Origin of the sequence: Gemmata sp., assembly GCF_051859125.1 — a bacterium.
Classification (GTDB): Bacteria; Planctomycetota; Planctomycetia; order Gemmatales; family Gemmataceae; genus Gemmata.
On sequence record NZ_JBHYGG010000068.1, the window covers coordinates 1 to 26600 of the forward strand.

22 protein-coding genes are annotated in these 26600 nt (G+C 70.2%); 9 read left to right on the plus strand and 13 right to left on the minus strand.

All coding sequences use genetic code 11. The features are described 5' to 3' along the window. A partial coding sequence (locus ACTIGN_RS08125) for a ketopantoate reductase family protein (protein WP_439622632.1) occupies positions 1 to 582 on the plus strand: 582 nt, incomplete at its 5' end. Here ACTIGN_RS08125 and ACTIGN_RS08130 read toward each other — a convergent pair. From ACTIGN_RS08130 to prfB, 3 genes are all read right to left on the minus strand, one after another. Beyond that, complete coding sequence (locus ACTIGN_RS08130; protein WP_439622634.1) at positions 572 to 2359, minus strand: protein kinase domain-containing protein; 1788 nt, start codon at positions 2357 to 2359, stop codon at positions 572 to 574. The two genes, ACTIGN_RS08125 and ACTIGN_RS08130, sit on opposite strands and share 11 nt — an antisense overlap. 88 nt (positions 2360 to 2447) lie before the next feature. Then, complete coding sequence (gene tsaE / locus ACTIGN_RS08135) at positions 2448 to 2909, minus strand: tRNA (adenosine(37)-N6)-threonylcarbamoyltransferase complex ATPase subunit type 1 TsaE (protein WP_439622636.1); 462 nt, start codon at positions 2907 to 2909, stop codon at positions 2448 to 2450. Positions 2910 to 2999: 90 nt separating this feature from the next. After that, positions 3000 to 4125 (minus strand): peptide chain release factor 2 gene (gene prfB, locus ACTIGN_RS08140; protein WP_439622638.1). Its coding sequence is split into 2 segments (ribosomal slippage): positions 3000 to 4055 and positions 4057 to 4125, totalling 1125 coding nucleotides; the frame shifts between segments, so codons are not numbered across the junction. A 136-nt stretch (positions 4126 to 4261) separates the two neighbouring features. On the opposite strand from prfB, the gene ACTIGN_RS08145 reads away from it, so the two are divergent. Beyond that, positions 4262 to 4996: an SDR family oxidoreductase gene (locus ACTIGN_RS08145; RefSeq protein ID WP_439622640.1), complete on the plus strand. Its 735-nt coding sequence runs from the start codon at positions 4262 to 4264 to the stop codon at positions 4994 to 4996. Between the two features lie 109 nt (positions 4997 to 5105). Here ACTIGN_RS08145 and ACTIGN_RS08150 read toward each other — a convergent pair whose 3' ends face one another. After that, positions 5106 to 5858, minus strand: a complete 753-nt coding sequence (locus ACTIGN_RS08150) for a PP2C family protein-serine/threonine phosphatase (RefSeq protein WP_439622642.1) — start codon at positions 5856 to 5858, stop codon at positions 5106 to 5108. Between the two features lie 255 nt (positions 5859 to 6113). Here ACTIGN_RS08150 and ACTIGN_RS08155 point away from each other — a divergent pair, with 255 nt between their 5' ends. The 6 genes from ACTIGN_RS08155 to ACTIGN_RS08180 all read left to right on the plus strand — a co-directional run bounded on the left by ACTIGN_RS08155 (position 6114) and on the right by ACTIGN_RS08180 (position 12461). Continuing rightward, the gene (locus tag ACTIGN_RS08155; protein ID WP_439622644.1) at positions 6114 to 7259 is read left to right on the plus strand and encodes a glycosyltransferase; all 1146 of its coding nucleotides are present in this window, start codon (positions 6114 to 6116) and stop codon (positions 7257 to 7259) included. A 111-nt stretch (positions 7260 to 7370) separates the two neighbouring features. Then, positions 7371 to 8585: a branched-chain amino acid ABC transporter substrate-binding protein gene (locus ACTIGN_RS08160; protein ID WP_439622646.1), complete on the plus strand. Its 1215-nt coding sequence runs from the start codon at positions 7371 to 7373 to the stop codon at positions 8583 to 8585. Positions 8586 to 8671: 86 nt separating this feature from the next. Further along, positions 8672 to 9616 (plus strand): branched-chain amino acid ABC transporter permease, encoded by a 945-nt coding sequence (locus ACTIGN_RS08165; protein WP_439622648.1) that lies wholly within the window; start codon positions 8672 to 8674, stop codon positions 9614 to 9616. Continuing rightward, positions 9613 to 10686 carry a branched-chain amino acid ABC transporter permease gene (locus tag ACTIGN_RS08170; protein WP_439622650.1) on the plus strand — a complete coding sequence of 358 codons (1074 nt, stop codon included), beginning with the start codon at positions 9613 to 9615 and terminating at the stop codon, positions 10684 to 10686. Before ACTIGN_RS08165 ends, ACTIGN_RS08170 begins: the two co-directional genes overlap by 4 nt. A gap of 18 nt (positions 10687 to 10704) precedes the next feature. Continuing rightward, entirely contained in the window at positions 10705 to 11742 is a 1038-nt protein-coding gene (locus tag ACTIGN_RS08175; protein ID WP_439622652.1) for an ABC transporter ATP-binding protein, read from the plus strand. Continuing rightward, positions 11739 to 12461, plus strand: coding sequence for an ABC transporter ATP-binding protein (locus tag ACTIGN_RS08180; RefSeq protein ID WP_439622654.1), 723 nt, complete (start codon positions 11739 to 11741; stop codon positions 12459 to 12461). Before ACTIGN_RS08175 ends, ACTIGN_RS08180 begins: the two co-directional genes overlap by 4 nt. Before the next feature lie 3 nt (positions 12462 to 12464). Here the strand turns inward: ACTIGN_RS08180 and ACTIGN_RS08185 are convergent, their stop codons facing one another. From ACTIGN_RS08185 to ACTIGN_RS08220, 8 genes are all read right to left on the minus strand, one after another. Then, positions 12465 to 13145: a hypothetical protein gene (locus tag ACTIGN_RS08185; RefSeq protein WP_439622656.1), complete on the minus strand. Its 681-nt coding sequence runs from the start codon at positions 13143 to 13145 to the stop codon at positions 12465 to 12467. Between the two features lie 13 nt (positions 13146 to 13158). Continuing rightward, the gene (locus ACTIGN_RS08190; RefSeq protein WP_439622658.1) at positions 13159 to 13575 is read right to left on the minus strand and encodes a hypothetical protein; all 417 of its coding nucleotides are present in this window, start codon (positions 13573 to 13575) and stop codon (positions 13159 to 13161) included. 25 nt (positions 13576 to 13600) lie between these two features. Continuing rightward, positions 13601 to 14623, minus strand: coding sequence for a D-alanine--D-alanine ligase family protein (locus tag ACTIGN_RS08195; protein ID WP_439622660.1), 1023 nt, complete (start codon positions 14621 to 14623; stop codon positions 13601 to 13603). Positions 14624 to 14717: 94 nt separating this feature from the next. Further along, on the minus strand, positions 14718 to 16133 hold the full coding sequence (locus tag ACTIGN_RS08200) for a KamA family radical SAM protein (protein WP_439622662.1): 1416 nt from the start codon (positions 16131 to 16133) through the stop codon (positions 14718 to 14720). Between the two features lie 335 nt (positions 16134 to 16468). Next, positions 16469 to 18187: a hypothetical protein gene (locus ACTIGN_RS08205; protein ID WP_439622664.1), complete on the minus strand. Its 1719-nt coding sequence runs from the start codon at positions 18185 to 18187 to the stop codon at positions 16469 to 16471. Between the two features lie 164 nt (positions 18188 to 18351). Continuing rightward, positions 18352 to 19656 carry a Glu/Leu/Phe/Val family dehydrogenase gene (locus ACTIGN_RS08210; RefSeq protein ID WP_439622666.1) on the minus strand — a complete coding sequence of 435 codons (1305 nt, stop codon included), beginning with the start codon at positions 19654 to 19656 and terminating at the stop codon, positions 18352 to 18354. Positions 19657 to 19930: 274 nt separating this feature from the next. Beyond that, on the minus strand, positions 19931 to 20968 hold the full coding sequence (gene fbp, locus ACTIGN_RS08215) for a class 1 fructose-bisphosphatase (protein WP_439622668.1): 1038 nt from the start codon (positions 20966 to 20968) through the stop codon (positions 19931 to 19933). Positions 20969 to 21071: 103 nt separating this feature from the next. Continuing rightward, entirely contained in the window at positions 21072 to 23699 is a 2628-nt protein-coding gene (locus ACTIGN_RS08220; RefSeq protein WP_439622670.1) for a hypothetical protein, read from the minus strand. A gap of 117 nt (positions 23700 to 23816) precedes the next feature. On the opposite strand from ACTIGN_RS08220, the gene ACTIGN_RS08225 reads away from it, so the two are divergent. Then, positions 23817 to 24677, plus strand: coding sequence for an SDR family oxidoreductase (locus tag ACTIGN_RS08225; RefSeq protein WP_439622672.1), 861 nt, complete (start codon positions 23817 to 23819; stop codon positions 24675 to 24677). On the opposite strand, the gene ACTIGN_RS08230 is transcribed toward ACTIGN_RS08225, so the two are convergent. After that, positions 24601 to 26532: an ABC transporter permease subunit gene (locus ACTIGN_RS08230; RefSeq protein WP_439622674.1), complete on the minus strand. Its 1932-nt coding sequence runs from the start codon at positions 26530 to 26532 to the stop codon at positions 24601 to 24603. The two genes, ACTIGN_RS08225 and ACTIGN_RS08230, sit on opposite strands and share 77 nt — an antisense overlap. Between the last annotated feature and the right edge of the window lie 68 nt (positions 26533 to 26600).

Consider the following 26600-nt stretch of genomic DNA (forward strand, 5'->3'; position numbering starts at 1 on the left):
GGGCGTGAGCCCCCCGCTCACGTGCGGGCCTCGGGGGGCTCACGCCCCCCGCTCGCCGACCTCTTGCGAGCCGCGGGGTTGTTCTCCGTCGTCACCGTCCCCGACATCGGCCCGATCAAGCACACGAAGTTGATGTACAACGCGGCGATCTCGCCGCTCGCGGCCGCGGCAGGCATTGACAACGGCAAGCTGCTGTCCGTGCCGGTCGCCCGGAAGCTGTTCTTCGCGCTGCTCCAGGAGAACCACCGCGTCCTCACCGCGGCCGGCATTGAACTCGGGAAGGTCGGGCCGTTCCACCCGTCCACGGTGGCGGGGATCCTGCGGCGGAAGTGGGTCGCGGGGCTGATGGCGAAGTTCTTCGAGCCGTCGCTCCGCGGGACGTACTGCTCGATGGCCGGCGAGATCCAGAAGGGCCGCACGGAGATCGACAACTACAACGGGCACCTGATCCGGCTCGCCGAGACGACCGGTACGCCGTGCCCGCTGAACCGGGCCGTGTTCGACCTCGTGTCGCGGATGACCGCCGACCGCGCGGCGCCGGGACCGGCCGCGTTCGAGGAACTGGCGGCGGTCACTTCGTGACCCGCGGGTCGATCCACGCCGCGTGCGCGCCGCGCTCGGTTTCCTCGGCCACCACCTCCAGGACCAACTCGGTCACCCCGCGGACGTCCACGTCGCATGCTTGCGGGGCCGCGGCCCGCTGGGGTTGCGCGGACTGCCACTTCTGCACGCCGTCGGCGTAGACCACGAACCGAATCGGCGGGGGGGACGGGGGCGCGGTGTCGTTGTACGCCACCGCGGCCCGGAACCGGGCGTACTCCTTGTTCAGCCGGTACGTCGCGCGGGTCGGCGGGGCCTCACGCGGCCCGGGGTGCACGAACAGCCCGTGTGCCGCCGCCTGCCCGTTCACGCGGACCGTTCCGTCCGCCCCGGGCGGGAGCGGGACGGCCGGGGCCGGGACCGTTCGCGCCGCGGGGAAGTCGGTCAGGTAGGTGACCTCACCGGACCTGCCCGGGGTGACGGGCGGAGCCGGGACCGGGTCGGCCTTCGGCGTGCCCGCTCCCGCCCGGTTCCGGTCCCGGTTGCCGAGGGCCGCGACCAAGAGGAGGCCCGCGACGCCCAACCACACCGCGGCAATCAGGGTGACGCCGTGCTTCTTCCAGAACGACTTCGGCTTCTTCTTGGCCTTGGTCCGCGAGCGGCTCTTGCGGCCCGACCTGCTGGCGGCGTCCTCCTCGGTTCGCTCGTCGGCCGGGGCTGTGACGAGCGCCTGCGTCTTCCGCACCATTCTCTCGGACTGCGGAGTGTTCGCGCCCCGGACCCTCGGGACCGGGGCGCGGAGCGGCTCGGTCGCCGGGAGCGGGGCCGCCCCCTCGATTCCGACCACGGGCGTGATCTCCAGGTCGTTCAGGTCGTCCAGGGCGTCGATGACCTCCGCGGCCGATGCCGGTCGGTCCGCGGGTTCCGTGGCCAGCATCCGTGTAATGAGCACCGCGAGCGACTCGGGGACCGCCGGGTTCAACTCCCGCACCGGGGTGAACCGGCCGCGGATGAGCGCCGCCGCCTGCGCGACCGGGTTCTCGGCCTTGAACGGCGGCCGGCCGGTGCAGAGCGCGTACATCACGCACCCGAGGCTGAACAGGTCGGTCCGGTGGTCCAGCGCCTGGCCGCGGACCTGCTCCAGCGACATGTACGCCGGGGTGCCCATCACCATGCCGGACTCGGTGAGCCCGTCGCTCTGCTCGACCGCCCGCACGAGGCCGAGGTCGAGGATCTTCACCTGGAACCCCGGGGCACTCTTCGGCCGGTTCCCGGGCCGGCACTCCAGCCAGATGTTCGCGGGCTTGATGTCGCGGTGGATGAGCCCGTGGGCGTGCAGCGCGGCGAGCCCCTCGGCGGCCTCGCGGGAGATGCGCAGGACGTCGTCCAGGACCGGGCTCTTCGTGGGCTGCACCCACGCTTCGAGCGACTCGCCCTTGAGGAGCTCCATCACCAGGAACACGGTGCCGCGGTCCTGGAACGCCTGGTACACGGTGACGATGTTCTGGTGCTTGACGCCCGCGAGGGCGCGGGCCTCGCGGAGGAACCGCTGCAGCGCGCCGCCGTCGCCCGCGGCCAGGTCCGGGTGCACCACCTTGATGGCAACGTGCCGACGCAGCGCGAGGTCCTCGGCCGCGAACACCATCCCCATGCCGCCCGCACCGAGCAGGTGCAGCACGCGGTAGTGCCCGACGCGGCCGATCTCGTCGGGCTCAACGGGGGGCTGGAGGAACGGGTACGCCCGGGGCTCCGGGGCGCGGCCCTGGCGCGGGGGGGACGGGCGGTCCGCGCCGCTGGAGGTGGGCGTCGGGTTCGACATCCGCGGGGCTCGCTCGGGGTCGCGTGGCGGTTGGTCCCGGAGATTTTAACACAGGCCCGCACAAACTTCCCGTGCGACGCGCACGCGATTACGGGAACTCGCGGAGCAGGCACTCGTACCGCTCACCGGTCGCCGTGAGCGTGAACCGCCGGCGGGACTCGTCGAGGATCGCGATGTCGATGCGGAGGTGCTCGGCGGGGAGCGTCGGTTCGACCTTGTCGGCCCACTCGATGATGCACACGCCGTCGCCTCGAAAGTACTCCTCGACGCCGAGCTCGGCGAACTCGCGCGGCCCGCTCAGGCGGTAGGCGTCGAAGTGGTAGATCGGCAGCCGCGCCGGGTACTCCTGGATGAGCACGAACGTGGGGCTGTTGACCGCGGCGGGGTTCCGCACGTCGAGCCCCTCGGCGACGGCCCGCGTGAGGTGCGTCTTGCCGGCCCCGAGTTGCCCGACGAGCGCGACGACCGCCCCGGGGAAGAGCCGCGCGCCGAGCCGCCGCCCGAAGGCCTCGGTCGCCGCGAGATCGGGGACGTCGATGGTGCGGGTCATGAGAACAGAGCCACGGATGAACACGGATCAGACAGGAATCAGCTCTGAATTCTTATCCGTGTTTCATCCGTGTTCATCCGTGGCTCCAGCTTACTTCTTCACCCTATTCATCTTCGCCGACTTGTGCCGCAGGAAGGCGTGCATGAACTGGTCGAAGTTGCCGTCGAGGACGTCGTTGATGGCCGGGGTCTTGAGGTCGATCCCCTCGCGCTCCTCGCGGACGAGCGTGTACGGCTGCATGACGTAGCTGCGGATCTGCGAGCCGAACGCGATTTCGCCCTTCGCGTCGTAGGCCTTCACGATGTCGCCCATCCGCTTCTGCTCCTCGACCGCTTCGAGCCGGGCCTGGAGCATCCGCATCGCTTCGGCCTTGTTCTTGTGCTGGCTCCGGCCCATGCGGCACTCGGCCCGGATGCCCGTCGGCTTGTGGATCAGGCGGACGCCGGACTGGGTCTTGTTGACGTGCTGCCCGCCGGGGCCGCCGGTGCTGAAGGTCTGCACCTCGAGGTCCACGTCCCGGATGACGATCTCGATGTCGTCGGGGATCTCCGGGAGCACGTCCACGGCCGCGAACGACGTCTGCCGGGTGTCGCCGCTGCCGAACGGGCTCATCCGGACGAGCCGGTGGACGCCGATCTCGCTCTGCATGTACCCGTAGGCGTAGGGGCCGATGATCTTGAACGTGACGCTCTGGACCCCGGCCTCGAGGTTCGGCTCGACGTCGACCTCGTCCTTCGGCACGTCGAACCCGTGCCGCTCGGCCCACCGGGAGTAGGCCCGGTACAGGATGCCGGCCCAGTCGCAGGCGTCGGTGCCGCCGGCCCCGGGCTTGATCGACACGATCGCGGACCGCGCGTCGTGCTTGCCGCTGAGCATCGTCTGGAGTTCGAACGCCTCGTACTGCTCCTCGGCACGCGCGAGTGCGGGCTCGATCTCGGCCTCGAACGAGGCGTCCTCTTCAGCGAGTTCGGCCATCGCCTTGATCTCGCCCGTCGCGGCGGTGAGCTCCTCGAACGGCTTCACGAGCGCGTTCGCGACCTTGATCTGCGCGATCACCGACTTGGCCCGGTCCTGGTTGTTCCAGAAGTCGGGCTCGGCCTGCTTGGCCTCGAGTTCATTGCGGAACGCGGTCTTGCTGGGCAAGTCAAAGAGAGTCCCGCAACTGGGTGAGACGGGCGCACAACTCGTCGGTGCGTCGGCGGAGGTCAGCGTTCATCGGAGTCGCCCTTCGTGAAGATGCCGCGGCCGTGTGCCGCCCGTTCGGTTAGACAGTAGCATAGCGAAGAGGGTTCAGTGTCTGAAGCCCACCCAGGCCCCCGGATCGCGATCTGCGGGCTTTCAAGGAAATCTCCATGTCGAAGCTCGCAGGCAAGGTCGCGGTCGTCACCGGGGGCGGGTCGGGGGTCGGGAAGGCGACGGCCGCCCTGTTCCTCAAGGAAGGCGCGAAGGTCGTCATCGCGGGCCGCGACGCCGCCAAGCTCGCCGCCGTGGCCGCGGAGTTGAAGGCCGGCGACAACCTCGTCACCCAGGCCACCGACGTCACCAAGGCCGAGCAGTGCCAGGCGCTCATCGACGCCGCCACCAGGGCGTTCGGCCGCGTGGACGTGCTCGTGAACAACGCCGGCACCAACATCAAGGAGCGCACGCTCCGCGAACTCACGCCCGAGACGTGGGACATGATGATCCGCACGAACCTCGACGGCGCGTTCTACTGCACGAAGGCCGTGCTGCCGCAAATGTTCGACCGCAAGGACGGCGTGATCGTGAACGTGGTGTCGGTGGCGGGGAAGCGGGCGAACCCGCTCGGCGGCGCGGCCTACGTCGCGGCGAAGTTCGGGATGGGGGCGCTGGGGCTGGTGCTGGCGGGCGAGGAGAAGGACAGCGGGGTGCGGGTGAGCAACGTGTATCCGGGGGAGATCGACACGCCGATCCTCGCGGCCCGGCCGCGGCCCGTCTCGGAGGAGCAGCGGGCGGTGATCCTGAAGCCCGAGGACGTGGCCGACGCGGTGCTGTTCGTCGCCTCGCTGCCGCCGCGGGTCTCGGTGCCCGAACTGGTCATCAAGCCGACGGCGCAGATGTACTGGTGAGAGTGTTGAAGAGTGTTTCGTGTTGAGAGTGTTGATCGATCGGGGCCGAAGTTGCGAGCTTAAACCCCAACACTCTCGACACTCTTCAACACTCCAAACACTCTCCCGATCACTCCTGCACTTCGAACACGACGCACGAGACGTTGTCGCGCGAGCCCTGGGTGAGCGCGAGCTGGCCGAGCGACTCGGCGAGTTGCTGCATGTCCTCGGCGGCGCTGATCTCGGAGGCGAGTTGCTCGTCGGGCACGACGCCGGTGAGGCCGTCGGTGCAGAGCAGGAACCGGTCGCCGGCCTGAACGGGGACGACCGCGACGTCCGGCCCCTCGCCGACTTCCTTGCTGCCGAGGTACTTCCACAGCACGTTCTTGAACCGGTGGTCCTTCGCCTCGGCCGGGGAGATGGTCTTGGCCTCGACGAGCGCCTGGGCCAGCGAGTGGTCGATGGTGAGTTGCTGGATCTTCTTGTTGCGGACCATGTACCCGCGGCTGTCGCCGACGCCCGCGACGTACACCTCGCCGCCCTTGCGGAACAGGGCGAGGACCACGGTGGTCCCCATGTTCTTCATGTCCTTGTCGAGCGCGCCCATCGCCATGATTTCTTCGTTGGCCTGGACGATGGCCCGGCGGGTGGCGGTCTTCACGCCCTCGGCGTTGACGTTCGAGGTGAGCGTCTTGCGGAGCACGGCGGGGATGATTTCCACCGCGCGCTTGCTCGCGATCTCGCCGGCCGCCTGGCCGCCCATCCCGTCGGCCACGATGCACACCGTCAGGTCGGGGAACGCCTTGACGTCGATCGAGTCCTCGTTGTTCTCACGGTAGTTCCCGAGCAGGCTCGACTTACCGATGCTCAGCGTGAATGCCATTGTCTGTCCCCGAACTCGCGATGTGAGCGGGATCCGCCGACTCGATGGAGAGTACATTCGGACGACGCAGGAACGAGCGGCCGCGGCGCGCAAACTGCGTCTGGTGCTGTTGTAGCTTACACCGGGCCGGAGCGGCGAGCAATCCGACACACCGGATTCGAGCATTTCCCGACCGAGCCGCCTTTTCCGCCCCCCCGAAAGTCGGTACAGTCCGCACCCCCGGACCCCTTCCGGGCTCTGGCGCAGGAGATCGGCATGGACGCCGGCGAACGGGTGGTGCTGGTCCACGACTGGCTGACGGGCATGCGCGGGGGCGAGAAGTGCCTCGAGCCGCTGTGCCGGCGGTGGCCCGCGAGCCGCCTCCTCACCCTCCTGCACAAGCCCGGCAGCGTCTCCCCGACCATCGAGCGGACCCGCATCACCCCGAGCCCGCTCAACGCGCTCCCGAGGGTCGAGCGGTACTACCGCTACCTCCTGCCGCTCATGCCGTTCGTTGCCGGGTGGCGGGTCGAGAACGCCGACCTCGTCGTGAGCCTGAGCCACGCCGTCGCGAAGTCCGCCCGCCCGCCGAAGGGCGTCCCGCACGTCTGCTATTGCTTCACCCCGATGCGGTACGCCTGGCACATGCAGGAGTCGTACTTCGCGAAGAAGGGCGTCCTCGGCGGGCTGAAGGCGAAGGCCATTGACCTCCTCATGGGCCGCATCCGCGAGTGGGACCGCCGCACCGCGGGCCGCGTCACCCACTTCGTCGCCATCAGCAACACCGTGCGGGACCGCATCCGCGACTGCTACGGCCGCGAGGCCGCCGTGATCTACCCGCCGGTGGACACCGAGTTCTACCGGCCGTCGAACGAGCCGCGCGAGGACTTCTACGTCGTGGTGTCCGCGCTCGCCCCGTACAAGCGGTTCGACCTCGCGGTCGATGCGTGCCAGAAGCTCGGCCGCAAGCTCGTCGTCATCGGCAGCGGCCAGCACCTCGCGAAGCTCAAGGCGCAGGCGGGGCCGACCACGCAGTTCCTCGGCTGGCAGTCGGACGAGGTGATCCGCGACCACCTGCGGCGCGCGAAGGCGCTGCTGTTCCCCGGCGAGGAAGACTTCGGCATCGTGCCGCTGGAGGCGCAGGCGTGCGGGTGCCCGGTGATCGGGTACGGCCGCGGCGGGCTGACGGAGACGGTCCGGCCGCTCGGCGAGAGCCCGACCCCGACGGCCGTGGTGTTCCACGAGCAGACGGTGGACGCGGTCGCGACCGCCATCGAGACGTTCGAGCGCGAGGCCGACCGGTTCGACCCACGTGTCGCGCGGCGGCAGGCGGTGGGGTTTCGGAAGGACCGTTTCGAGGCGGAATTGTTCGAATACCTGAACGGGGTGATCGGTCAGAAGGGCGTCCGCCGCGCCGCGTAAAATGCGACGGGGGAATAAGCGGCGCGGGTTGGGGCTCGGGTCGTTGACGCGGGGCGCGTTCAACCCTAAACCTGCCTTGTCCCATCCCCCACACATCACCGGGAGTTCGCCGTGGACCGTCGCAAGTTTCTGACCGTTGCGGGTGGCGGCGTGGGGGCGGCCGCGCTCCTCGGGACCGGCGGGTGCGGGAAGAAGGAGAACACCCTCAAGATCGTGTCGAGCCTGCCCCGGACCGGGTCCGCCCAGGGCCAGACGGACACGATCGTCAACGGGATTAAGTTGGCGATCAAGGACTACAACGGCGAGATCGCCGGGATGAAGTTGCAGCACCAAGACAAGGACGACGCGACCGCGGCGCAGGGGCAGTGGGACGCGGGCAAGGAGGCGGACAACGCCCGCGAGGCCGTCTCCGACAAGGACGTGATGGTCTTCATCGGACCGTACAACTCGGGGGCCGCCAAGGTCTCCATGCCGATCCTGAACGAGGCCGGGCTCCTCCAGATCTCGCCGGCCGCCACTTGGCCCGGGCTCACCAAGCCGGTCCCGGGCCTCAAGAACGACGAGCCCATGGTGTACCGGCCGTCGGGCAACGTCACGTTCTGCCGCGTGTGCCCGACCGACGACACCCAGGGGCCGCTGACCGCCCGCTACCTCGCCGCCGAACTGAAGGCGAAGTCGGTGTACGTGCTCGACGACAAGGAGCTGTACGGGGCCGGCATCGCCGGGCTGTTCAAGGCCGAGTGCGAGAAGCTCGGGATCAAGGTCCTCGGCCACCAGAGCATCGTCGTCAGCCAGCAAAACTTCAAGGGCCTGATGAAGGAGATCGCGGCGCTGAACCCGGACGCGGTGTACTTCGGCGGGACCACCCAGAGCAAGGGGCCGCAGATCGCCATCGACATGAAGGGCGAGGGGCTCAACTGCCCGCTGTTCGTGCCGGACGGGTGCTACGAGGACGCGTTCATCAAGGCGGCCGGGGCCGACGTCCTCAACGGCCGCGTCTACGCCACCATCGGCGGGAAGGACCCGAGCCAGTTGACCGGGGCCGGGGCCGAGTTCGTCAAGAAGTACCGCGAGGAGTACAAGAGCGAGCCGGAGGCGTACTCCGTGTACGGGTACGAGGCCGCGAAGGTGTTCCTGGAGGCGGTGAAAAAGGTCGGTGCGAAGGACCGCGAGGCGATCCGCAAGGCCGTCCTCGCCACCAAGGACTTCGACGCCGGGTCGCTCGGGAAGTGGAGCTTCAACGAGAACGGCGACACCACCCTCCAGGTGCTCACCATCAGCAAGATCGAGGGCGGGAAGTTCAAACCGGTCAAGACGCAGGAGTGACACGACCGCGGCCGGGCGAACCCGGGGCGCGGGCGACGGGGCCCCCCGCCGTCCGCGCCCCGGGTTCGCCGATTGTGGGGGTGCCGATGCTCGACCTGTTCGCCCAGACCGACGCCGCGGGGTTCGGGCAGTTCCTGCTGCTCGGGCTGGTCCTCGGCTCGCTGTACGCGCTGATCGCGCTCGGGTACACGATGGTGTACGGCATCATCGAGCTCATCAACTTCGCGCACGGCGACCTGTTCATGCTCGGCACGTTCCTGGCCCTGACCCTGGCCGGGTGGGCGGGCGTCTCGACCGCCTCGGGGCGCGACGGCGGGGCCGTCGCCGGCGCGGTGCTGCTCATGCTCGTCGTCACCCCGCTGGCGTGCGCCGGCCTGAACGTGGCGACCGACCGGGTGGTCTACAAGCCGCTCCGCAACAGCCCCAAGCTCACCGTCATCGTCTCGGCCATCGGGGTCAGCTTCGTCTTCATGAACCTCGGGCTGTTCTGGAAGGGCGCGACCCCGGTTCGGTTCCCCGATCTGATCCCCGACGACAACCTGCTCGGCGGGGCGCTGGCGTTCACGTGGAAGGACCTGATGGTCGTCGGGGTCACGGTCCCGGCGATGGTCGCGCTGACGCTGTTCGTCAAGTTCACGCCGCTCGGCAAGGCGATGCGGGCGACGGCCCAGAACCCGACGGCCGCACAGCTCATGGGGATCAACGTGGACCGCGTCGTCGCCGCGACGTTCGGCATCGGCGGGGCGCTGGCCGGTGTCGGGTCCGTGGTGTACGGCCTGTACATCAAGTCGGTGGACTACCAGATCGGGTTCCAGAACGGATTGTACGCGTTCACAGCGGCGGTCCTCGGCGGCGTCGGGAACATCCCCGGGGCGGTCCTCGGCGGGCTAGTGATCGGCGTCGTCGGGGAGCTGTCGAAGGCGTACCTCGGGGCCAAGTGGAGCGAGGCCACGATCTTCGCCATCCTCATCGTGATCCTCGTGTTCCGCCCGTCCGGCCTGCTCGGGGCCCGCGTCCGGGAGAAAGTATGAGCGTGCTCCGGCACTGGGTCCCGGCCCTGTTCGTGTTCCTGGCCGCGTACCCGTTCCTCCCGTTCGCGGAGGCCAACCGCGGCGAGCAGTTCACCATCCTGTTCATCTACGCGATCCTCGCCCTGGGGCTGAACGTCGTCCTCGGGTACACGGGCGTGCTGCACCTCGGGATCGCCGCGTTCTTCGGCATCGGGGCGTACACCGTCGGCATCCTCACCGTGCCGTTCTTCCCGTTCCAGCAGAGCTTCCTCGTCGCGGCGGCGGCGGCGGCCCTCGTCGCGGCCGCCGTCGGCGTGGCCACCACCGCCCCGATCCTCCGGCTCCGGGGCGACTACCTCGCGCTCGTCACCCTCGGGTTCGGGCTCATCGCCCTGTACGCCATCCGCAACCTGGACGCGATCACCGAGGGGACGAAGGGGCTCAACCCGATCGACGCCGGCCCGGTCCCCGGCGTGCGGGAGAACGTGGACCTCAGCGCGTTCCGGGTGAACGACGAGTGGGGCGTGCGGTGGTACAAGTACCCGTACCTGTACTTCATCGTCCTGGGCACCCTCGGGGCCGTGATGCTGTTCCTGCGGAACCTGGAGCGGTCCCGGCTCGGCCGCGCGTGGGTGGCGCTGCGGGAGGACGAGCTGGCCGCGTCGTGCATGGGGCTCAACCCGGCCCGGCTCAAGCTCGCGGCCATCGCCATCGGGGCCGGGCTCGCCGGGCTCGCCGGCGCGTTCTACGCCATGTCGCTCCGCACCACCGGCAACCCCGCCGCGTACGACTTCACGCTCTCGATGATCATGGTGTGCTGCATCATTCTGGGCGGCCTCGGCAACCGCTCCGGGGTGCTGCTGGGCGTGTTCCTGCTCATGGGGTTCGACCGGATCGCCACGAACGTCCTCGACAACTGGCTCCAGGAGCAACTCGGCACCGGCGGCAAGAACTACGAGAAGGTCAGCGGGTGGAAGCTCATGATCTTCGGCCTCGTGCTCATCCTGATGATGCGGTTCCGGCCCGAGGGGCTGCTCCCCGAGGCCCGGGTGAGGCGTGAGTTGCACGACGCCGACGCGAAGGCCGGGTAGCGGTCCAACGGGGGTGCCATGTCGGTACTGAAGATCGAAAAGCTGACGATGCGGTTCGGCGGGATCACCGCCGTGAACGCCGTGGACCTCACCGTCGAGCCGGGGCAGATCTTCTCCGTTATCGGCCCGAACGGGGCCGGGAAGACCACCGTGTTCAACGCCGTCACCGGCATCTACGAGCCGACCGAGGGCCGCGTGCTGTTCGAGGACCGGCCCCTCGTGAGGCCGCTCGCCAAGGGCACCATCGCGTTCGCGGTCGCCGTCGGCGTCCTGGCCGGGCTGCTGTTCGCCACCCTCGCGGTGAACGTCGAGACCCTGTGGCAGGTGTCGATCCGCGACAACTTCGCCGGCAAGAACGAGCCGTTCCCGTGGGGCAAGGCGCTCGGGGACGCCGCGGCGCACGTCGCGGAGCGGGGCCGACGCGCGGGGCTCGGGTTCGCCGTCGGGGTGCTCGTGGGGGCGGCCGGCACGCTCGCGAGCTGGCAGCGGTCCCGGCACGCGGCCGACGCGATCTCGCAGCAGGGGATCGCCCGCACGTTCCAGAACATCCGCCTGTTCCACGGCATGACCGCCCTCGAGAACGTCATGGTCGGGATGACCCGGGCGCTGGTCGCGCACCCGCTCGTCAGCGCCCTGAACCTGGCCCCGCACCGCCGCGAGGAGCGGGCCGCCGAGAAGCAGGCCGCGGAGTTGCTCGCGTTCGTCGGCCTCGCCGGCAAGCACAACGAACTCGCCAAGAACCTCCCCTACGGCGCCCAGCGGCGGCTCGAGATCGCCCGCGCGCTCGCCACCAGGCCCAAGTTGCTGCTCCTCGACGAACCCGCCGCCGGCATGAACCCGAGCGAGACCGTCGACCTGATGGGGCTGATCCGCAAGATCCGCGACCGCGGCGTCACCGTGCTGCTCATCGAGCACCACATGAACCTGGTCATGGGCATCTCGGACCGCGTCGCGGTGCTCGACTACGGCGTGAAGATCGCCGAGGGGAACCCGGCCGACGTGAGCCGCGACCCGAAGGTCATCGAGGCGTACCTGGGCAAGGAGGAGGTGACGTGAGTTCCGCCCTGCTCGACGTGACCGACCTCGAAGCGGGGTACGGGCCGATCAACGTGCTCCACAAGCTCTCGCTGCGGGTCGACCGGGGCGAGATCGTCGCCATGATCGGCGCGAACGGGGCCGGCAAGACGACCACGCTCATGTGCCTGTCGGGGGTCGTGAGAGCCCGCGGCGGCAAGGTCGTGTTCGACGGCAAGGACCTCGTGGCCGAGCGCGTCCCGGCGCACAACATCGTCCGGCTCGGGCTCGCTCAGTCGCCCGAGGGCCGCAAGATCTTCTCGCGGCTCACGGTCCTCGAGAACTTGGAGATGGGGGCGTTCACCCGGTCGGACAGGGACGGCGTGCGGGCCGACCTCGAAAAGGCGTTCGTGATGTTCCCGATCCTCCGCGAGCGGCAGCACCAGGCCGGCGGGCTCCTCTCGGGCGGCCAGCAGCAGATGCTCGCCATCGCCCGCGCGCTGATGGCCCGGCCGAAGCTCCTGCTCCTCGACGAGCCGTCGCTCGGGCTCGCCCCGCAGATCGTGGTGCAGATCTTCGACGTGATCAAGGAGCTGAACCGGCAGGGGATGTCGGTGCTGCTGGTCGAGCAGAACGCCCGGATGGCGCTGAAGGTCGCGCACCGCGGGTACGTCCTCGAAACCGGCCGGATCACGTTCACCGACACCGGCGAGGCGCTCCTGAACGACCCCCGCATCCGCGCCGCGTACCTCGGCGAGTAACGGTCACCTCTGCGACGCCGGGTTCGGATACCCGATCTCGGCGAGGTCCGCCTTCAGGTCCGCGAGCGTCACGTCCGGGTTGATGCGCGCAACGAACGTCTCGGTGAGCGGCTTGTGGGCGTAGACGTGCCGCACGGCCGCGAGCGTGAGCTTGCGGTCCGAGGCGTCCAGTTCGTAGTAGTCGCGCGCCCGCGCCAGGAACGCCTGCGGCTTGCCCTCGAACGGCGAGAGGAGCCCCGCCGACCCGTCCGGGTCGTCGCCGCCCGGGAGCTCGACCGCGCCGCGGTGCCAGCGGTCGTCGGTGTACTGCCGCCAGACGCAGAACGTCGTGTCCTCCATCGTGAACGCCGGCTCCTTCAGCGCGGCGGCGAACACCCTCGGAACGTCGTCGAGGACGCCGGGCCACACGCTCTTCGGCCGGCGCGCATATGGGGTCATCGGGCACTCGTGCGCGAAGCCCTTGAGAAAGCAGCCGTGCTTGTTGAACAGGGCATGCAAGTCGTCGCCCTGGCCATTCCGCATTGAACCCATCTGCTCGCCCTTGCTCCACTTCGAGTTGAACGAGTAGAAACGGTACTCCCACTCGGGCGACAAAATCGCACCAAGCGTCGCCACGCCCTGCATGAGCCGCTTGAGGGCGTCGACGTCGGGCAACTTCGAGAGGTCGCGGGTGGAGATGATCACAGGCTCCCCACGGTCACTCCCACCACACCGTTACCAAACCGAACTCGGGGAACGAGGTGCCGAGGGCGCAGCAAACCTCGTTCTCGTCCTCTTCTACGGTCACCTCACCGCCAAGATTGGTAGCTTCGAGGACAACGCCCAACTCGCGAGCGTCATCGAGCGTGGGGGTGAGAAGGTATAGCGTGTCCGTGTTCCAGCGATTGTCGGGCAGATCTCGCAACTTGATGAGTCCGTCAACCAGCAACAGCGACGATCCGTAGGGAAGGGATCGTCCCGGCCGGTCGAGTAGCACGGCAACCCAGAGCGGCCGGTGACGTTGCAAGGTTGCGAACACACGCTCGCCGTCGAATGCGTTGAACCTTGTGCGGCGGATCAGTTCGAGTTGGATGTCTTGGACGGTGGCGTCGCGTAAGGAACGGTTCGCTTCCACGGTCACCTCCACGAAGATTTCGCGATCATACCAGCCCGTACCGCTTGATCGCGGCGTCGAGGATCATGCCCACGAGTTGCGGGTAGGTCAGGCCGAGGCGGTACGCGAGGAACACGATGTCGCCGGACTCGGGGTTCAGCCCCGGGAGCGGGTTGATCTCCAGGAAGTACGGCACGCCGTCGCGGACGCGGAAGTCGGCCCGGGCCACGTCGCGGCACCCCAACCCGGCGAACACCGCCAGCGCGTCCGCCTCGACCGCCCGCGTGACGGCGGGGGGCAGTTCGGCCGGCGCTTCGTACTCGACCGACTCCTCCCAGTTCCGCTTCACTTCGAGGCTGTAGACGAAGTGGTCCCCGGGCGTCTTGGGGAGCACCCGCATGATGCCCAGCGGCTCTGGCGGGTCGTTGCCGATGATGCCGACCGTCACCTCGTCGCCGCTGATGAACTCCTCCACCAGCACCGGCTGCTGGTAGTTCTTCCACAGCTCGACGACGGTCGGGCCGAACTCCGCGGCGGTGCGGATCAGGCACCGGTTGCGGATGCCCTTGCTCGACCCCTCGCACGTCGGCTTCGCGATGACCGGCAGCGGCAGCCCGGCTTCTTCCAGCACCGGGAGGAACTCGGCGCAGTCGCCGTCGTACTCGCCCGGGGGCGGGGACAGCACGATGCCCTTCGGCACCGTTAGGCCGAGCGACTCGGCGACGCGGCGGGTCATGTCCTTGTCGAGCGCGACGGCGAGCGCGAGCGGGTCGGAGCCGGTGTACGGGATGCCGAGCATCTCGCACACGGCCGGCACGCGGGCCTCGCGGGACCGCGAGACGCCGGACCCCTCGGCGAAGTTGAACACGAGGTCGGGCGGGTCCTTGAGCAGCGCCTCGATGAGCGGGCGGCCGTTGCCGAGTTCGACGGGCGTGTGGCCGAGCGCCCGGAACACGTCGGCGACGGCCCGCACAGTAACGGGCGAGTCGAACTCCTCGTGGAGGTCGTCCGGCGCGCCGGCCGGGGCCGGGCCGGTCGGCTTCAGGTCGAACGCGATGCCGATCCGCATGGGTCTCTCCTGGGGGCTGCCTGCGAAGGACCAAGAGATAACAAAACAGCCCACGGATCACAATCCGTGGGCTGAGACGTTGTGGCTCGCGGGCTCACCCGTTGCCGTTGGCCATCGGGAGCGGGACGGTCGCCCGCGGGGCGTCGCCGCTGCCTTCGGCGGCCGGGACCGGGCCGCCGGAACAGCCGTCGAGCAGCGCCCGCTTCCGGCGGCGGTCCATCCGCTCGTTGTTCTGCGGGATCAGCGCGGTCCGGTCGCCCTGGAGCAGCCCGCTCACGCCGCGGGTCGGCGTCGGCTCGATGGTGCCGGGCTTGTCCTCGGCCTGGTAGCGGATCAGCATCCCCTCGTAGTTGCGGAGGATCACCGCGTCGTCGGACATGCTCACGAGGTAGTTCGGCATCATCGGGATCTTCCCGCCGCCGTGCGGGCTGTCCACCACGTAGGTCGGGATGCCGATGCCGCTCATGTGGCCGCGGAGGCCCTCCATGATCTCCAGCCCCTTCCACACGCTGGTGCGGAAGTGCCCGGCCCCGGTCACCGGGTCGCAGTGGAACAGGTAGTACGGCCGGACCTTGATGCGGAGCAGGCCGCGGAGCAACTCGCGCATGGTGCCGAGGTCGTCGTTGACGCCCTTGAGCAGCACCGAGTGGTTGTTGATCGGCATCCCGTGGCGGAGCAGGGACCGGCAGACGCGGGCCGCCTCGGGGGTGATCTCCCGCGGGTGGTTGAAGTGCGTCTGGATGTACACCTTCTCGGCCGACGCGAGCAGGTCGATCAGTTCGGGGTCGTACAGCCGCTGCGGCAGCGTCACGGGGACGCGGGTGCCGATGCGGATGACGTCGACGTGGTCGATCACCTTCAGGTTGTCGAGGTAGAACCGGAGCTTGTTGAGCGGGAGGGTTAGCGGGTCGCCGCCGGAGACGATGACGTCGCGGATCTCGGGGTGCGTCCGGACGTAGTCGATCATCCGCTCGTCGTCGGCGCTGACGCCCTCCCAGCCGCCGCGGGTGAGGGTGGCGCGCTTGCGGGTGCAGTACCGGCAGTACATCGAGCAGTTGGGCGTGGTCACCAGCAGCACGCGGTCCGGGTACCGATGCGTGAGCCCGGGGACCGGTGAGTCCTTGTCCTCTTCGAGCGGGTCCTCGAGCTCGTACCCCGAGGCGTTCTCGGCCTCCAGCGGGTTCGGGACGGACTGGATGCGGATCGGGTCGACGGGGTTCTCGGTGTCGATGAGGGAGAAGTAGTACGGCGGGATGGCGAGCTTGTAGTCGCCCTCCAGGCGGCCGATCGCTTCGAGTTCCTCGTTCGAGAACTTCAGCAGGGTGCGGAGCTGGCGGACGGAGCGGATCGAGTTCTGGGTCTGCCACCGCCAGTCGTCCCACTGGGCGTCGGGGACGCTCTCCCAGATGGGGTGGCGGTTCGGGCGACTCGGGGGCTCCTCGTCGTCGAACCCGCCCGTGGCCGGCTGACCGGTCGAGGTGAGGGGGCGGCAGGCGTCGGGCTCGAACATACGGGGTGTGACCTCTTCGGGTCGGTTGGTCCCGGGCCGCATCAACGGGCGGTGCGGCTCGCGGGTGCGACTCGGTGCGCCGCACGCGGCGCGACACGTTCGCTATAAGAACGAATCGTAACGCAGGGTCCGTGAAAAACAAGTTGCTGGTACGGCGATCGACCCCGGATTCGGCGCTTTTCTCGCGCCACCATCACTACACTCCGAACGGTCCCGCGCCGCACAGCCGCCGCGGCCGCTCCGGGACCGTCCCGGGCGACCGCTCGCGCCCCACTTCTGAGGTTGACACGGGGGATACCCAATCTGGGCGGAGCGGTCAAGGCGGAGCGCGCGACTTACGGCGCGGTGGGTGCCGGGGGCGGGTCGCGGAAGTCGTAGACGACGAAGGCCGAGGTGCGGGCCAGCGGCGTCAGCGTGCGGAGGTGGTCGATGGTCGCGCGTTTCGACGGCGACAGGTCCGGGTGCAGCGTCAGCACCGACGCGCCCACGGCGAGGACCCGCGGGCCGACGTACCGCCGCACGTCGTCGCCGGTCCGCAGCGCGGCCCGCTCGGGGCCGACGATCTGGAACGGGGGCTTCCACGCGGCCGGGTCGGTGCCGAAGTACCACAGTGCGATCGGCGGCTCGCCGTTGGCCCGGTGCCACGCGCGCAGATCCGGGATTCCCTGGCCCCAGTCGTGGTTCGAGTCGCTGACCCGCTCGATCGCCGCGCCCGGCCCGCCGGCGAGTTGGTTCAAGTAGCCCAGGCCGTGCGGCCACACCCACACCGACGTGGCCGCTACCGCCGCGACCCCGACCGCACCGGCCCACGCGCCCCAGCGGCCCCACGAGCGGACAAGGGCGACCGCGACCGCGACGTACCCCAGCGCGAGCACCGGCAGCACGAACCGCACGCCGGTCTGGAGCTTCGCGGAGAGCGTCACGACCAGCAGCGCCGCGGTGACCGCGGCCAGCGGGTTCGCCGCGCGCCGCGGCCGCACCAGCGCCGCCAGCGCGAGCAGCACAACCGGCACCGGCGTCTTCATCGCCAGCACCACGGGGAAGTAGTACCAGCACCCCGACGGATGGTACGTGCCGTTGAGGTACGTCGGGCGGCCCTCGGCGTTGTGCCACCACTGGAACAGGAACGCGACGGCGGCGTAGGGCACCTGGTCGTACTCCGCGGCGTAGTGGTCGTACCGCGGGCGGAGCGGGTCGGTCACCGGGATCGCGCTGGCGACCAGCGCCATCGGCTGCCGGCCCGGTTTCGGGAACCCGCTGACGACGACGGCCAGCGCCGTGCCGAGCGCGATCGCCGAAGCGACGATCAGCACCGACCGCCCGACGGTCCTCGCCGCGGCACCGGCCCACGCGGTGACGGTCGCCCCCGCAGGGCGGAGCAACGCGCCGGCTTCGAACCAGTAGAGCACCTCGATGGCGGTGAGGATGACGCCGCCGTAGAGCAGGGCGGAGAGCTTGCACAGCACCGCGACGCCGAAGCAGAACCCCGGCACGAGCACCTTACTCGTCCAGCCCCCGCCCCGAGCGACGTACGCGAACGACGCGAGTGCGAGCAGTGCGGCCGAGACCGAGACGTCGGTGGTGGCGAGCGACGAGTGCGCCAGAAAGTTCGGATCGGCCGCAACGAGCCCGGCCGCGACCCGCCCGGCCCACGGCCCGCCGGCCGCCTGACCGAGCCGCATCGCGGAGAGGACGAGCACCGCGAGCCACACGAGCGTGACCGCCCGCGCGCGGGGGAGGTGTTCGACCCACCCCTCGCGCGGGAGCCAAGCGCCGGTTCGCTGCTCTTGGAGGTGCAGGGGGAGGGTGACGAGGTTGATCGGCAGGAACATGACGCCGTTGACGGCGGTCTTCTCGGTCCGGCCCTCGTGCCAGTTGGTGAGCCCGGCCTCGAAGTAGAACGGCTCGTCGTAGGTCGGCCCGAGGCGATCGGCGGCGGTCAGGCACCACGCGCCGCACCACACCGCGAGGACCGCGAGCCAGGCCGCGTCGATCCAGAGGTCGGTGCGGCCCGGCGGGGGTTCCGCGGGCGGGGCGGGGGGGGGGGCGGTCATCGGGCGCGGCCTCGGGACAAAGCGGGCGACCGCCTCATCCTATCCGCGTCACGGGACCGGCTCGAAATTCGAATCACGAAACTCGAAGCACGAAACAAGCCCGGAGTGGTGGGCTTCTTTCGTGCTTCGTACTTCGAAGTTCGAATTTTTGGGCGAAGCCCCGGTCACGGGTACAGGCCGCGCTTCGCCTTCTCGGTCGCGACCTTCTCGACGCCCAGGCTGAGGGCCGCCATGCGGTTCGTCATGTTCCGCTCGCGGGCGCGGTCGCGGACCCGGTGGAACGCGCCGAGCATCAGCTTCTTGAGCTGCGCGTTCACCTGGTCCTCGCTCCACATGAACTGTTGCAGGTCCTGCACCCACTCGAAGTACGACACGGTGACGCCGCCCGCGTTGCACAGGATGTCCGGGATCACGTACACGTCGGAGTCGGCCAGCACCGCGTCGGCGTCGGGCGTCGTCGGGCCGTTCGCGCCCTCCGCGAGGATGCGGCACCGCAGCTTGCTCGCGTTCTCGCCGGTGATAACCCGCTCCAGCGCCGCCGGCACCAGGATGGTACACGGCGTGCCGAGCAGCTCCTTCGGGTCGAGGTCGTCGGCCCCCGGGAACCCCTTGATCGAGTGCAGCACGTTCTTCGGGTCGGCGGCGTACTTGACCAGCGCCGGGACGTCGATGCCGGTCGGGTTCTTGATCGCCGCGTACCGGTCGCCGATCGCGATCACCCGCACGCCGAGCTGGTACAGTTCCTCGCACGTCACCGAGCCGACGTTGCCGAACCCCTGGACGACGGCGGTCGCCTCGACGGCCCGGAGCTTCAGCTCCTCGAGCGCCTCGCGGATGCAGTACACGACCCCGCGGCCGGTCGCCTCCTTGCGGCCCACGCACCCGCCGAGTTCGACCGGCTTGCCGGTGACGATCTCGGGGCACGCGTACCCGACCTTCATCGAGTACGTGTCGTAGATCCACGCCATGGTCTGCTCGTCGGTCCCCATGTCCGGGGCCATGACGTCGACCCGCGGGCCGATGATGTTGAGGATCTCCTCGGTGAACCGGCGGGTGAGCCGCTCCTTCTCGCCGAGGCTGAGCGCGGCCGGGTCGCACGCGATCCCGCCCTTGGCCCCGGAGAACGGGAGCTTCATGATCCCGCACTTCCACCCCATCCACATCGCGAGCGCCGCGACCTCGCCGAGGTCCACGCTCGGGGCGTACCGGAGCCCGCCCTTGCTCGCCCCGCTCGTGAGCGAGTGCTGGACCCGGTAGCCGATGAACGACCGCACCTGGCCGCTGTCCATGCGGATCGGCACGGCGACCACCTGGGACCGCTTGGGCACCATGAGCCGCTGGGCGATGCCGGGGTCGAGGTTGATGGCCTTCGCGACCTCGTCGAGTTGCCGGCACGCCATCACGTACGTGGGCGAGGTGTCGAAGAGCGTGGCCGGGTGCGACGGGGCCGGCGGGACGATCGCGGACATGGGCTGCACCTCGAACGGGGGAGAGGGCCGTTGCGACGGAGTGGGACTACCAGATTATACGCCCGCGGGGGAGGGCAATCGGCGGGGGCGAGAGGGCCGGAGTGCGGCCCCGAACGGCCCCGGGCGTGGTGTTCCTCGTGTCCGCTACCGGGCCGGGGAGTGCTCCGCGAGATGAAGGCCCTGAAGGTCGGCCCCGGCCGCGCGTCGTGCCGGGTCCGGGTGGGTCGGGGCGGCCCGCGCGTCTTCCGCGGCGACCGAGCCACCGCACCGGGTGTCAGTTCGCGGCCATCCGGTTGAACAGTTCCAGCTCGTCGCGGCTCCCGACGACGAACGGGGTCCGCTGGTGGACCGCGTCGGGAACGAGGTCGAGGATGGGCCGCGCGCCGTCGGTCGCGACCCCGCCGGCCTGCTCGGCGAGGAACGCGATCGGGTTGGCCTCGTACATCAGCCGCAGCTTCCCGCCCGGGGCGTCGGCCGTGGGCGGGTACAGGAACACCCCGCCCTTGAGCAGCGTGCGGTGGAAGTCGGCGACGAGCGAGCCGATGTACCGCAGCGCGTACTTCGTGCCGAGCCCGCCCCGGCGGAGCGCGTCGAGGTACGCGGGGTACGGGGCGGGGAACGAGTCCCGGTACGCCTCGTTCACCGAGTAGTACGGCCCGCGGGCGGGCATCTTGATGTTCTCGTGGCTCAGCAGGTACGCCCCGATCGACGGCTCCAGGGTGAACCCGTGGACCCCGTTCCCGCTCGTGTACACGAGCATCGTCGACGAGCCGTACAGCACGTACCCGGCCGCGACCTGCTCGCGGCCCGGCTGGAGCACCCACTTCGCCGGGTCGTCCGCGCACCCGTCCGGGCACCGCAGGATCGAGAAGATGGTGCCGACGCTCACGTTCACGTCGATGTTCGACGAGCCGTCGAGCGGGTCGAACACGACCGCGTACTTCGCGCCCGGGCTCCCGTAGTGGACCGCGGTGAGGCGGTCGTTCTCCTCGGACGCGATGAGCCCGATCGTCTCCTTCCAACTGAGGGACTCGATCAGGGTCTCGTTGGCGAACACGTCGAGCTTCTGCTGGACCTCGCCCTGGACGTTCGTGGCCCCGGCCGAGCCGAGGATGTCGGACAGCCCGGCCCGGCGGACCCGGGCGGCGATCATCTTCGTGGCCAGGGTGAGCCCGGAGAACAGCCAGGAGAACTCGCCGGTCGCGTTCGGGAACCGCCGCTGCTCCCGCATCACGTGCTGCTGGATCGTGAGCAGGCTCGGGTTGGCCGGGTGGGACAGGTGCTCGATCTCGAGTGCGGGAGCGTCGGCCATCGGGCGGCCCTCGGGAGAGAAGGTCCGGGCGCGCCCCGGACGGGCTCGTCTTAGCGACCCGCCGCCCGCCCCGCCACGGCACCGCCCGGCCGCGAACGCGGGACTACGGCTCGTCGATGCGGGCGCCGAGGACGTAGTAGCACAGCTTGCGGACGTCGCCCGGCACGAACCCCGGGGGCGGGGTGCAGCGGACGTCGACCCGGTGCCGGCCCGGGGGCACCTCGATCTGGTAGGTGCGGGGGATGCCGAACTGCTTCGCGTCCCACAGCTCGGACGCGCGGTCCACGTCGAAGGCGTCGTCGATGAGGCCGGTGAGCCGCAGGTGGAACGCGCCCGGGTTCTCGGTCCCGAACACCGCCCGCACGGTGAACGTCCGGGTGCGGTCCGTCGGGTTCACGACCCACGCCGTCGCCCGGTACGTCGCCCGCTTCACCGCGTGCGGCTCGCCGTTCTCGTCCACGGTCCGGAAGAACCCGGCGAGCCACAGCAGCGAGGGGAGCTCGCGCTCCTTCCGCGCGTACGTCTCGTAGTCGAACGGCGGGTTCGTGAGCCGCTGGCGGAGCAGGTCGCGGTACGGCCGCAGGTCCAGGAAGAACTGCTCGTGGTCCGGGTGAATCAGCTCGGGCAGTTGGAGCCCCGGCTTCCCCGCGAGGCTCGCGTACAGGTGGTGGACCGTCGCGACGATGACCGCCGCCCGGTTCCCCTCCTTGGTGGTGGCGTACCCCCGCTGGTCCACGAGCAGCCCGTCGAACCCGCGGAACACGACCCGCCGCAGGAACTCGTCGGTCGGCAGCCCGGCGACCTCCTGCTGCCACACGTCGGCCTCGCGGCCCTTGGTCGCGCCGAAGCTCCACGCCACCCCGTTCGTGTGCAGGTACCCGCGGGCGTGCTCGTAGGGCGGCATCCGGTGGACCGCGGCGGCCTCGGGGTACGGGCAGTACGGCAGGCAGAAGACCCGGGGCGGCGCGCCGGTCGCGCCGGTCGCCATCATCCGCTCGATCCCCTCGAAGAACTCCGCGTCGGCCCGGAACCGGTGCGCCTGCTCGTCGATCGTCGAGACGATCCCCTGGCGGAACCACGCGAACGGCGTCTGGTCGAAGAACCCGGCGGTCGCGACCAGCGCCCACGCGAGGTACGGGAACCACGGCGGGAGCAGCCGCGCCTCGAACCGCCGCACTGCACGCTCGACTGCGGCCGGGTTGCGGCGCTTCGCCACGAGGTACGCGACTGGCGCACCGAGCCAGATCAAGGCGCACAGTGAGAGGAGGACCGCCCGCATCCCCGTGTCGAGCAGCACGACGCCGAGCGTGAATGCGGCCAGTGCCGCGACCCCGAACCCGGCGGCGACCCGCACCGGGAGCCCCTTCGGGTGCGTGGCGAACAGCCGATCGAGCGCCCACAGGACCGCGAGCAGGCACAGGAACGCGGTGAACACGCTGATGCGATTGTACCCGCGGATCTGGGCCGTCACGAGCAGGTTGAACACGGCCCCGAACCCGCCGATGGTCGCGAGCAGCACCGTGAACAGCGTCATCCCGACGAGCGGGCCGTACGGCCAGGGCCGCGGGACCGGCAGCACCGCCAGGGCGACCAGCCCGACCAGCCCGAGCGCGCCGACCGCGCCGAGCGACGCCGAGCGGTTCTCCGTCTCGCTCGGCCGCATCGACGAGTTGTACAGCCACTTCACCTCGTTCAGCACGCGGAGGTTGTGGTCCTCGGTCGGGAGGACCAGGTGCGCGACCTTCAGGCCGTAGTAGTCGGCCTCCTCCGGGAACCGCATGGTGATCGGGTGCTTGCCGTACCTCGCCTGGTACGCGTAGGTCGGGGCGTGGTTCAGGATGCCGAACGCGAACACGAGGCCAACGACCGCGGCGGCCGACGCGAGGGGCCGGAGCGACCGCACCCCGGCGGCCGCGTACACCCCGGCGAACGCGATCAGCGCGCAGGTGAAAAAGGCGTAGTACGCCCCGGCCGACGCGGTCGCCAGCGCCAGCACCACGAGCCGGGCCGCGGCCCAGCTCTTGAGGTCGAGTCGCTGGGTGCCGTCGGGGCCGCGGCGGAACAGCGGGAGCCGGCCGCGGGTAAGGTCGAACGCCGGGAGCAGCGCGAGCGGGATCATCCAGTACGCGGCGAGGAAGTAGTGGTTCTCCCACCGCTGGTAGTGGAACGGCAGGAACGCGTACAGAATCCCGCCGACCGCGGCGGCCGGGAGCGTGAGCCCCAGGTGCCGGCACGCGACCATCGTGGTCAGCACGGTGAGCGGGAACGTGAGGAGGAAGTACAGGTTGTAGAGCACAACCACGTTCGTCACGGCCTTCGACAGCACCCAGAGGGCGAGGAAGTGCAGGTGGTCGATGACCGGGAAGTCGTGCAGTTCGAGGACGCCGGGCGCGCCCATCCGCTCGTTCACCCAGTGCCCGCCGAACCCGCGCTCGGCGGTCGCCTTCACCATCGGCAGGATCAGGAGCGAGTCGAGGTCGTAGTAGAACGGGGCGCTGAGGTCCGCGACGTCGAGCCGCAGGCCGAGGAACACGAGGACGCAACTGAGCAGCGTTGTGCCGGCGTACCACGCGAGCCGCTCGCGGCGGCCGGGGGCGCGGACCAGGTCGGCCGGCGCGGCGTCCGGCGGAACGGGGGCGGGCGCGGCCGGAACCGGCGGCGCGGCGGCACCGCCGGCGGGCTCCGCGGCGACGGGGGGAGGCGCGTCGCCCGATCGGTCCGGCTCAGGCATGTGGCTGTGGTACTCGGATGCCCGGGTGGTGCCTTGGTCGCGGGCGGCCCGCCCCGCCTACAATCGCGGTGCGGGCGGCGGCACACCCCACACACCTTTTAGGGCAACGACACACCAATGTCACCCCTTGACGTTACGACCCGGCCGAACCTGATCGTCGGGTGCGGCTACCTCGGCCGCCGGGTCGCGGCCCGGTGGGTCGCCGCCGACCGCCGCGTCGCGGCGCTCACCCGCGGGAACGCCGCCGCGCTCGCGGCCCTCGGCGTCGAACCGGTCGCCGGCGACGTGACCGACCCGGCGAGCCTGCGGAACCTCCCCGCGGCCGCGACGGTCCTGTACGCCGTCGGAATGGACCGCTCGGCGGGCCACTCGATGCGCGACGTCTACGTCGGCGGGCTCGCGAACGTCCTCGACGCGCTGCCGGCGTGCGACCGGTTCGTCTACGTTTCCAGCACCGGCGTGTACGCGCAGGCGGGCGGCGAACTCGTGGACGAGGCCAGCGCGACCGAGCCGCTCGAGGAGTCCGGGAGGGTCGTGCTGGCGGCCGAGCGGCTCCTGCGCGAGCGGCGGCCCGACGCGGTCGTCCTGCGGTTCGCGGGGATCTACGGCCCGAACCGCCTCCTCCGCAAGCAGCCGATCCTGAACGGCGACCCGCTCGCCGGCGACGCCGACCGCTGGCTCAACCTCGTTCACGTCGACGACGGGGTCGGGGCGGTGCTGGCCGCGGAGTCCGCGCCCGTGGCGGGCGCGACGCTGAACGTCGCCGACGACGAACCGCCCACGCGCCGGGCGTTCTACACGCTCCTGGGGGAGCTGCTCGGGGTGCCGGCGAAGTTCGACCACCGCCCCGAGCCCGGAATCGCGAACCGCCGCGTCTCGAACCGCGCCGCCCGCGAGCGGCTCAGGTGGACCCCCGGTCACTCCACCTATCGGGACGGTCTGCCCCACGCGGTTCGGTCCGGGGGCGGCGCGGCCTAGCGCCCGGGATTTCGTGGTCGCGGTTCGCCTCGCGTGCGAACCCGTCGTGCGCCTGCTCGCGCCAGTACAGGGCCAGGGCGGTCCACCCGGCGATGCCGATGACCCACCCGAGGGCCACCACGAGGAACCCGGACGACTCGCGCCGGGACGCTTCGCGGAACACCTCGAAATCGAGGGCCGGGAGGCCACCCAGCACCACGGCCGGGGTCGCCGCCGCCACGAACGCCATCCCGTATCCCAGCAATTCGCCCGTGCCGCTCCCGCCGCCGCTGATGCCGATCCCGGCGCAGCAGCAACTCAGGAAGAACCAGTAGCCGCCTACGAGTAGTAGCGCCAGCGGCACCGACCGGGCGATCGCCACCCGCGAGTTCCGGGCCGTCGCCGACGCCCAGAGCCCCAGCGCCGCGAACACGTTCATGTACGCTGCCAGCGCCACCGCCGTCAGGGCGATACTGACCACGTTCACCGACAGCGTGGTGACGCCGATCCCCCACACCACACCCAGTAGGAGGAAGGCGTCCTTCTGGCCCAGCACGCACCCGTACCACTTCCCGTGGAGGATCTCGCGGACCGTGAGCGGCGTGCAGACGAGGCTCACCCAGGTGTCGCGGTCCCGCTCGCCCGCGACCGCCGACGCCCCGCGGACGGTCGTGCGGAGCAGCACCAGCAGCCCGAATAGGCACGTCACCACGCACAACCAGACCTTCGTGGAGCTGCGGAACTCTTCCAGCGGGCTCCGCCAGTACCGCCGCCCGGAGTACGGCTCGTCGAACACCGTCATGAGGAACTGCGCGACGATGCTCAGGAACGGGAGGAACACGCACCCGAGCACGGCGGCCGCGAACACCCGCTGCACGACGCCGCTGCCGCTCCCCGGCTCGACGTACATTTCGCGCCACCGCACCGGCTCGCCCCGCAGTTGCGGGTGCCACCGGGCGTTGGTCCGCCGGCCCATCACCCACGCCAGGAGCCGGGCCGCCGCGCTGCGGGGGGCGGCCGCCGCGCCCTCGGTCCGGACCGAACTCCGCACCCGCCACGCGGCGACCGCGATCGCCGCCGCCGCGAACGCCGCGTGGAACCCGACGTACCACGCGGCCGGCGCCGGGAAGACATCGACGCTCAGCGTGCGGGCCATCTCGCGCGCCGCGACGAACGGGTTCCCGCACGCGAACAACCGCACCGCCTCGACCAGCGCCGGCTCGGAGGCGTACTGCGCGTCGGACCACGCCCAGAGCGAGAGCCACACGTACACCACCGGCAGGCCGTAGGCGAGCATGATCGCGTCGCGGGTCCGCGGGAGCAGCACCGACGATACCACGCCGAGCGCCGCCAGCGACACGACGCTCACGGTCGTCATGCCGACGGCGACGAGGAGCAACCGCGGCTCGATCCCGCCGAAGAACTGCATGATTGCGATGACGGGCAGCCCCGCGAGGACGAGGGTCATCAGCGCGCCGACGCGGGCCGCGAGCTTGCCGAGCACGATCTCGCGGCCCGAGAGGTCGGTGGCGAGCAGGAAGTGCAGCGTCTTCCGCTCCTTCTCGTCGGTGATCGCCCCGGCGGTGACCCCCGGCGTGACGGCCGCGACCAGCAGGAACTGCGTGACCGAGTACACCCAGAAGAAGTTCTCGGCGAACCGGGTGAGGACGTTCGGGTCGACGGTGCGGGCGTCGTTCAGGTCCTTGCGCCAGGCGTAGAAGAAGATCGCCAGCACGAACACGAGGCAGAGGAGGTAGAACCAGCGGAGGGCGAACGTGGACCAGCGGCGGCCCGCCCGCGTCGCGTCGAGGGTGAACACCGGGCCGAACACCCGGTCGGTGACGGCGGACACGAACGCGGCCAGTCGGTCGCCCATGACGCTCTTCTCACCGTGGTGGGTGAACGCACTCTAAGCGGTCGCCGCGGGACGTGCAACAACGCACC

Excerpts from the sequence above, each read along its gene's own strand:
- ACTIGN_RS08130 (WP_439622634.1), bottom strand. The coding sequence starts at position 2,359 with ATGTCGAACCCGACGCCCACCTCCAGCGGCGCGGACCGCCCGTCCCCC.
- tsaE (WP_439622636.1), bottom strand. The coding sequence starts at position 2,909 with ATGACCCGCACCATCGACGTCCCCGATCTCGCGGCGACCGAGGCCTTC.
- ACTIGN_RS08145 (WP_439622640.1), top strand. The coding sequence starts at position 4,262 with ATGTCGAAGCTCGCAGGCAAGGTCGCGGTCGTCACCGGGGGCGGGTCG.
- ACTIGN_RS08150 (WP_439622642.1), bottom strand. The coding sequence starts at position 5,858 with ATGGCATTCACGCTGAGCATCGGTAAGTCGAGCCTGCTCGGGAACTAC.
- ACTIGN_RS08155 (WP_439622644.1), top strand. The coding sequence starts at position 6,114 with ATGGACGCCGGCGAACGGGTGGTGCTGGTCCACGACTGGCTGACGGGC.
- ACTIGN_RS08165 (WP_439622648.1), top strand. The coding sequence starts at position 8,672 with ATGCTCGACCTGTTCGCCCAGACCGACGCCGCGGGGTTCGGGCAGTTC.
- ACTIGN_RS08170 (WP_439622650.1), top strand. The coding sequence starts at position 9,613 with ATGAGCGTGCTCCGGCACTGGGTCCCGGCCCTGTTCGTGTTCCTGGCC.
- ACTIGN_RS08175 (WP_439622652.1), top strand. The coding sequence starts at position 10,705 with ATGTCGGTACTGAAGATCGAAAAGCTGACGATGCGGTTCGGCGGGATC.
- ACTIGN_RS08195 (WP_439622660.1), bottom strand. The coding sequence starts at position 14,623 with ATGCGGATCGGCATCGCGTTCGACCTGAAGCCGACCGGCCCGGCCCCG.
- ACTIGN_RS08200 (WP_439622662.1), bottom strand. The coding sequence starts at position 16,133 with ATGTTCGAGCCCGACGCCTGCCGCCCCCTCACCTCGACCGGTCAGCCG.
- ACTIGN_RS08205 (WP_439622664.1), bottom strand. The coding sequence starts at position 18,187 with ATGACCGCCCCCCCCCCCGCCCCGCCCGCGGAACCCCCGCCGGGCCGC.
- ACTIGN_RS08210 (WP_439622666.1), bottom strand. The coding sequence starts at position 19,656 with ATGTCCGCGATCGTCCCGCCGGCCCCGTCGCACCCGGCCACGCTCTTC.
- fbp (WP_439622668.1), bottom strand. The coding sequence starts at position 20,968 with ATGGCCGACGCTCCCGCACTCGAGATCGAGCACCTGTCCCACCCGGCC.
- ACTIGN_RS08220 (WP_439622670.1), bottom strand. The coding sequence starts at position 23,699 with ATGCCTGAGCCGGACCGATCGGGCGACGCGCCTCCCCCCGTCGCCGCG.
- ACTIGN_RS08225 (WP_439622672.1), top strand. The coding sequence starts at position 23,817 with ATGTCACCCCTTGACGTTACGACCCGGCCGAACCTGATCGTCGGGTGC.
- ACTIGN_RS08230 (WP_439622674.1), bottom strand. The coding sequence starts at position 26,532 with ATGGGCGACCGACTGGCCGCGTTCGTGTCCGCCGTCACCGACCGGGTG.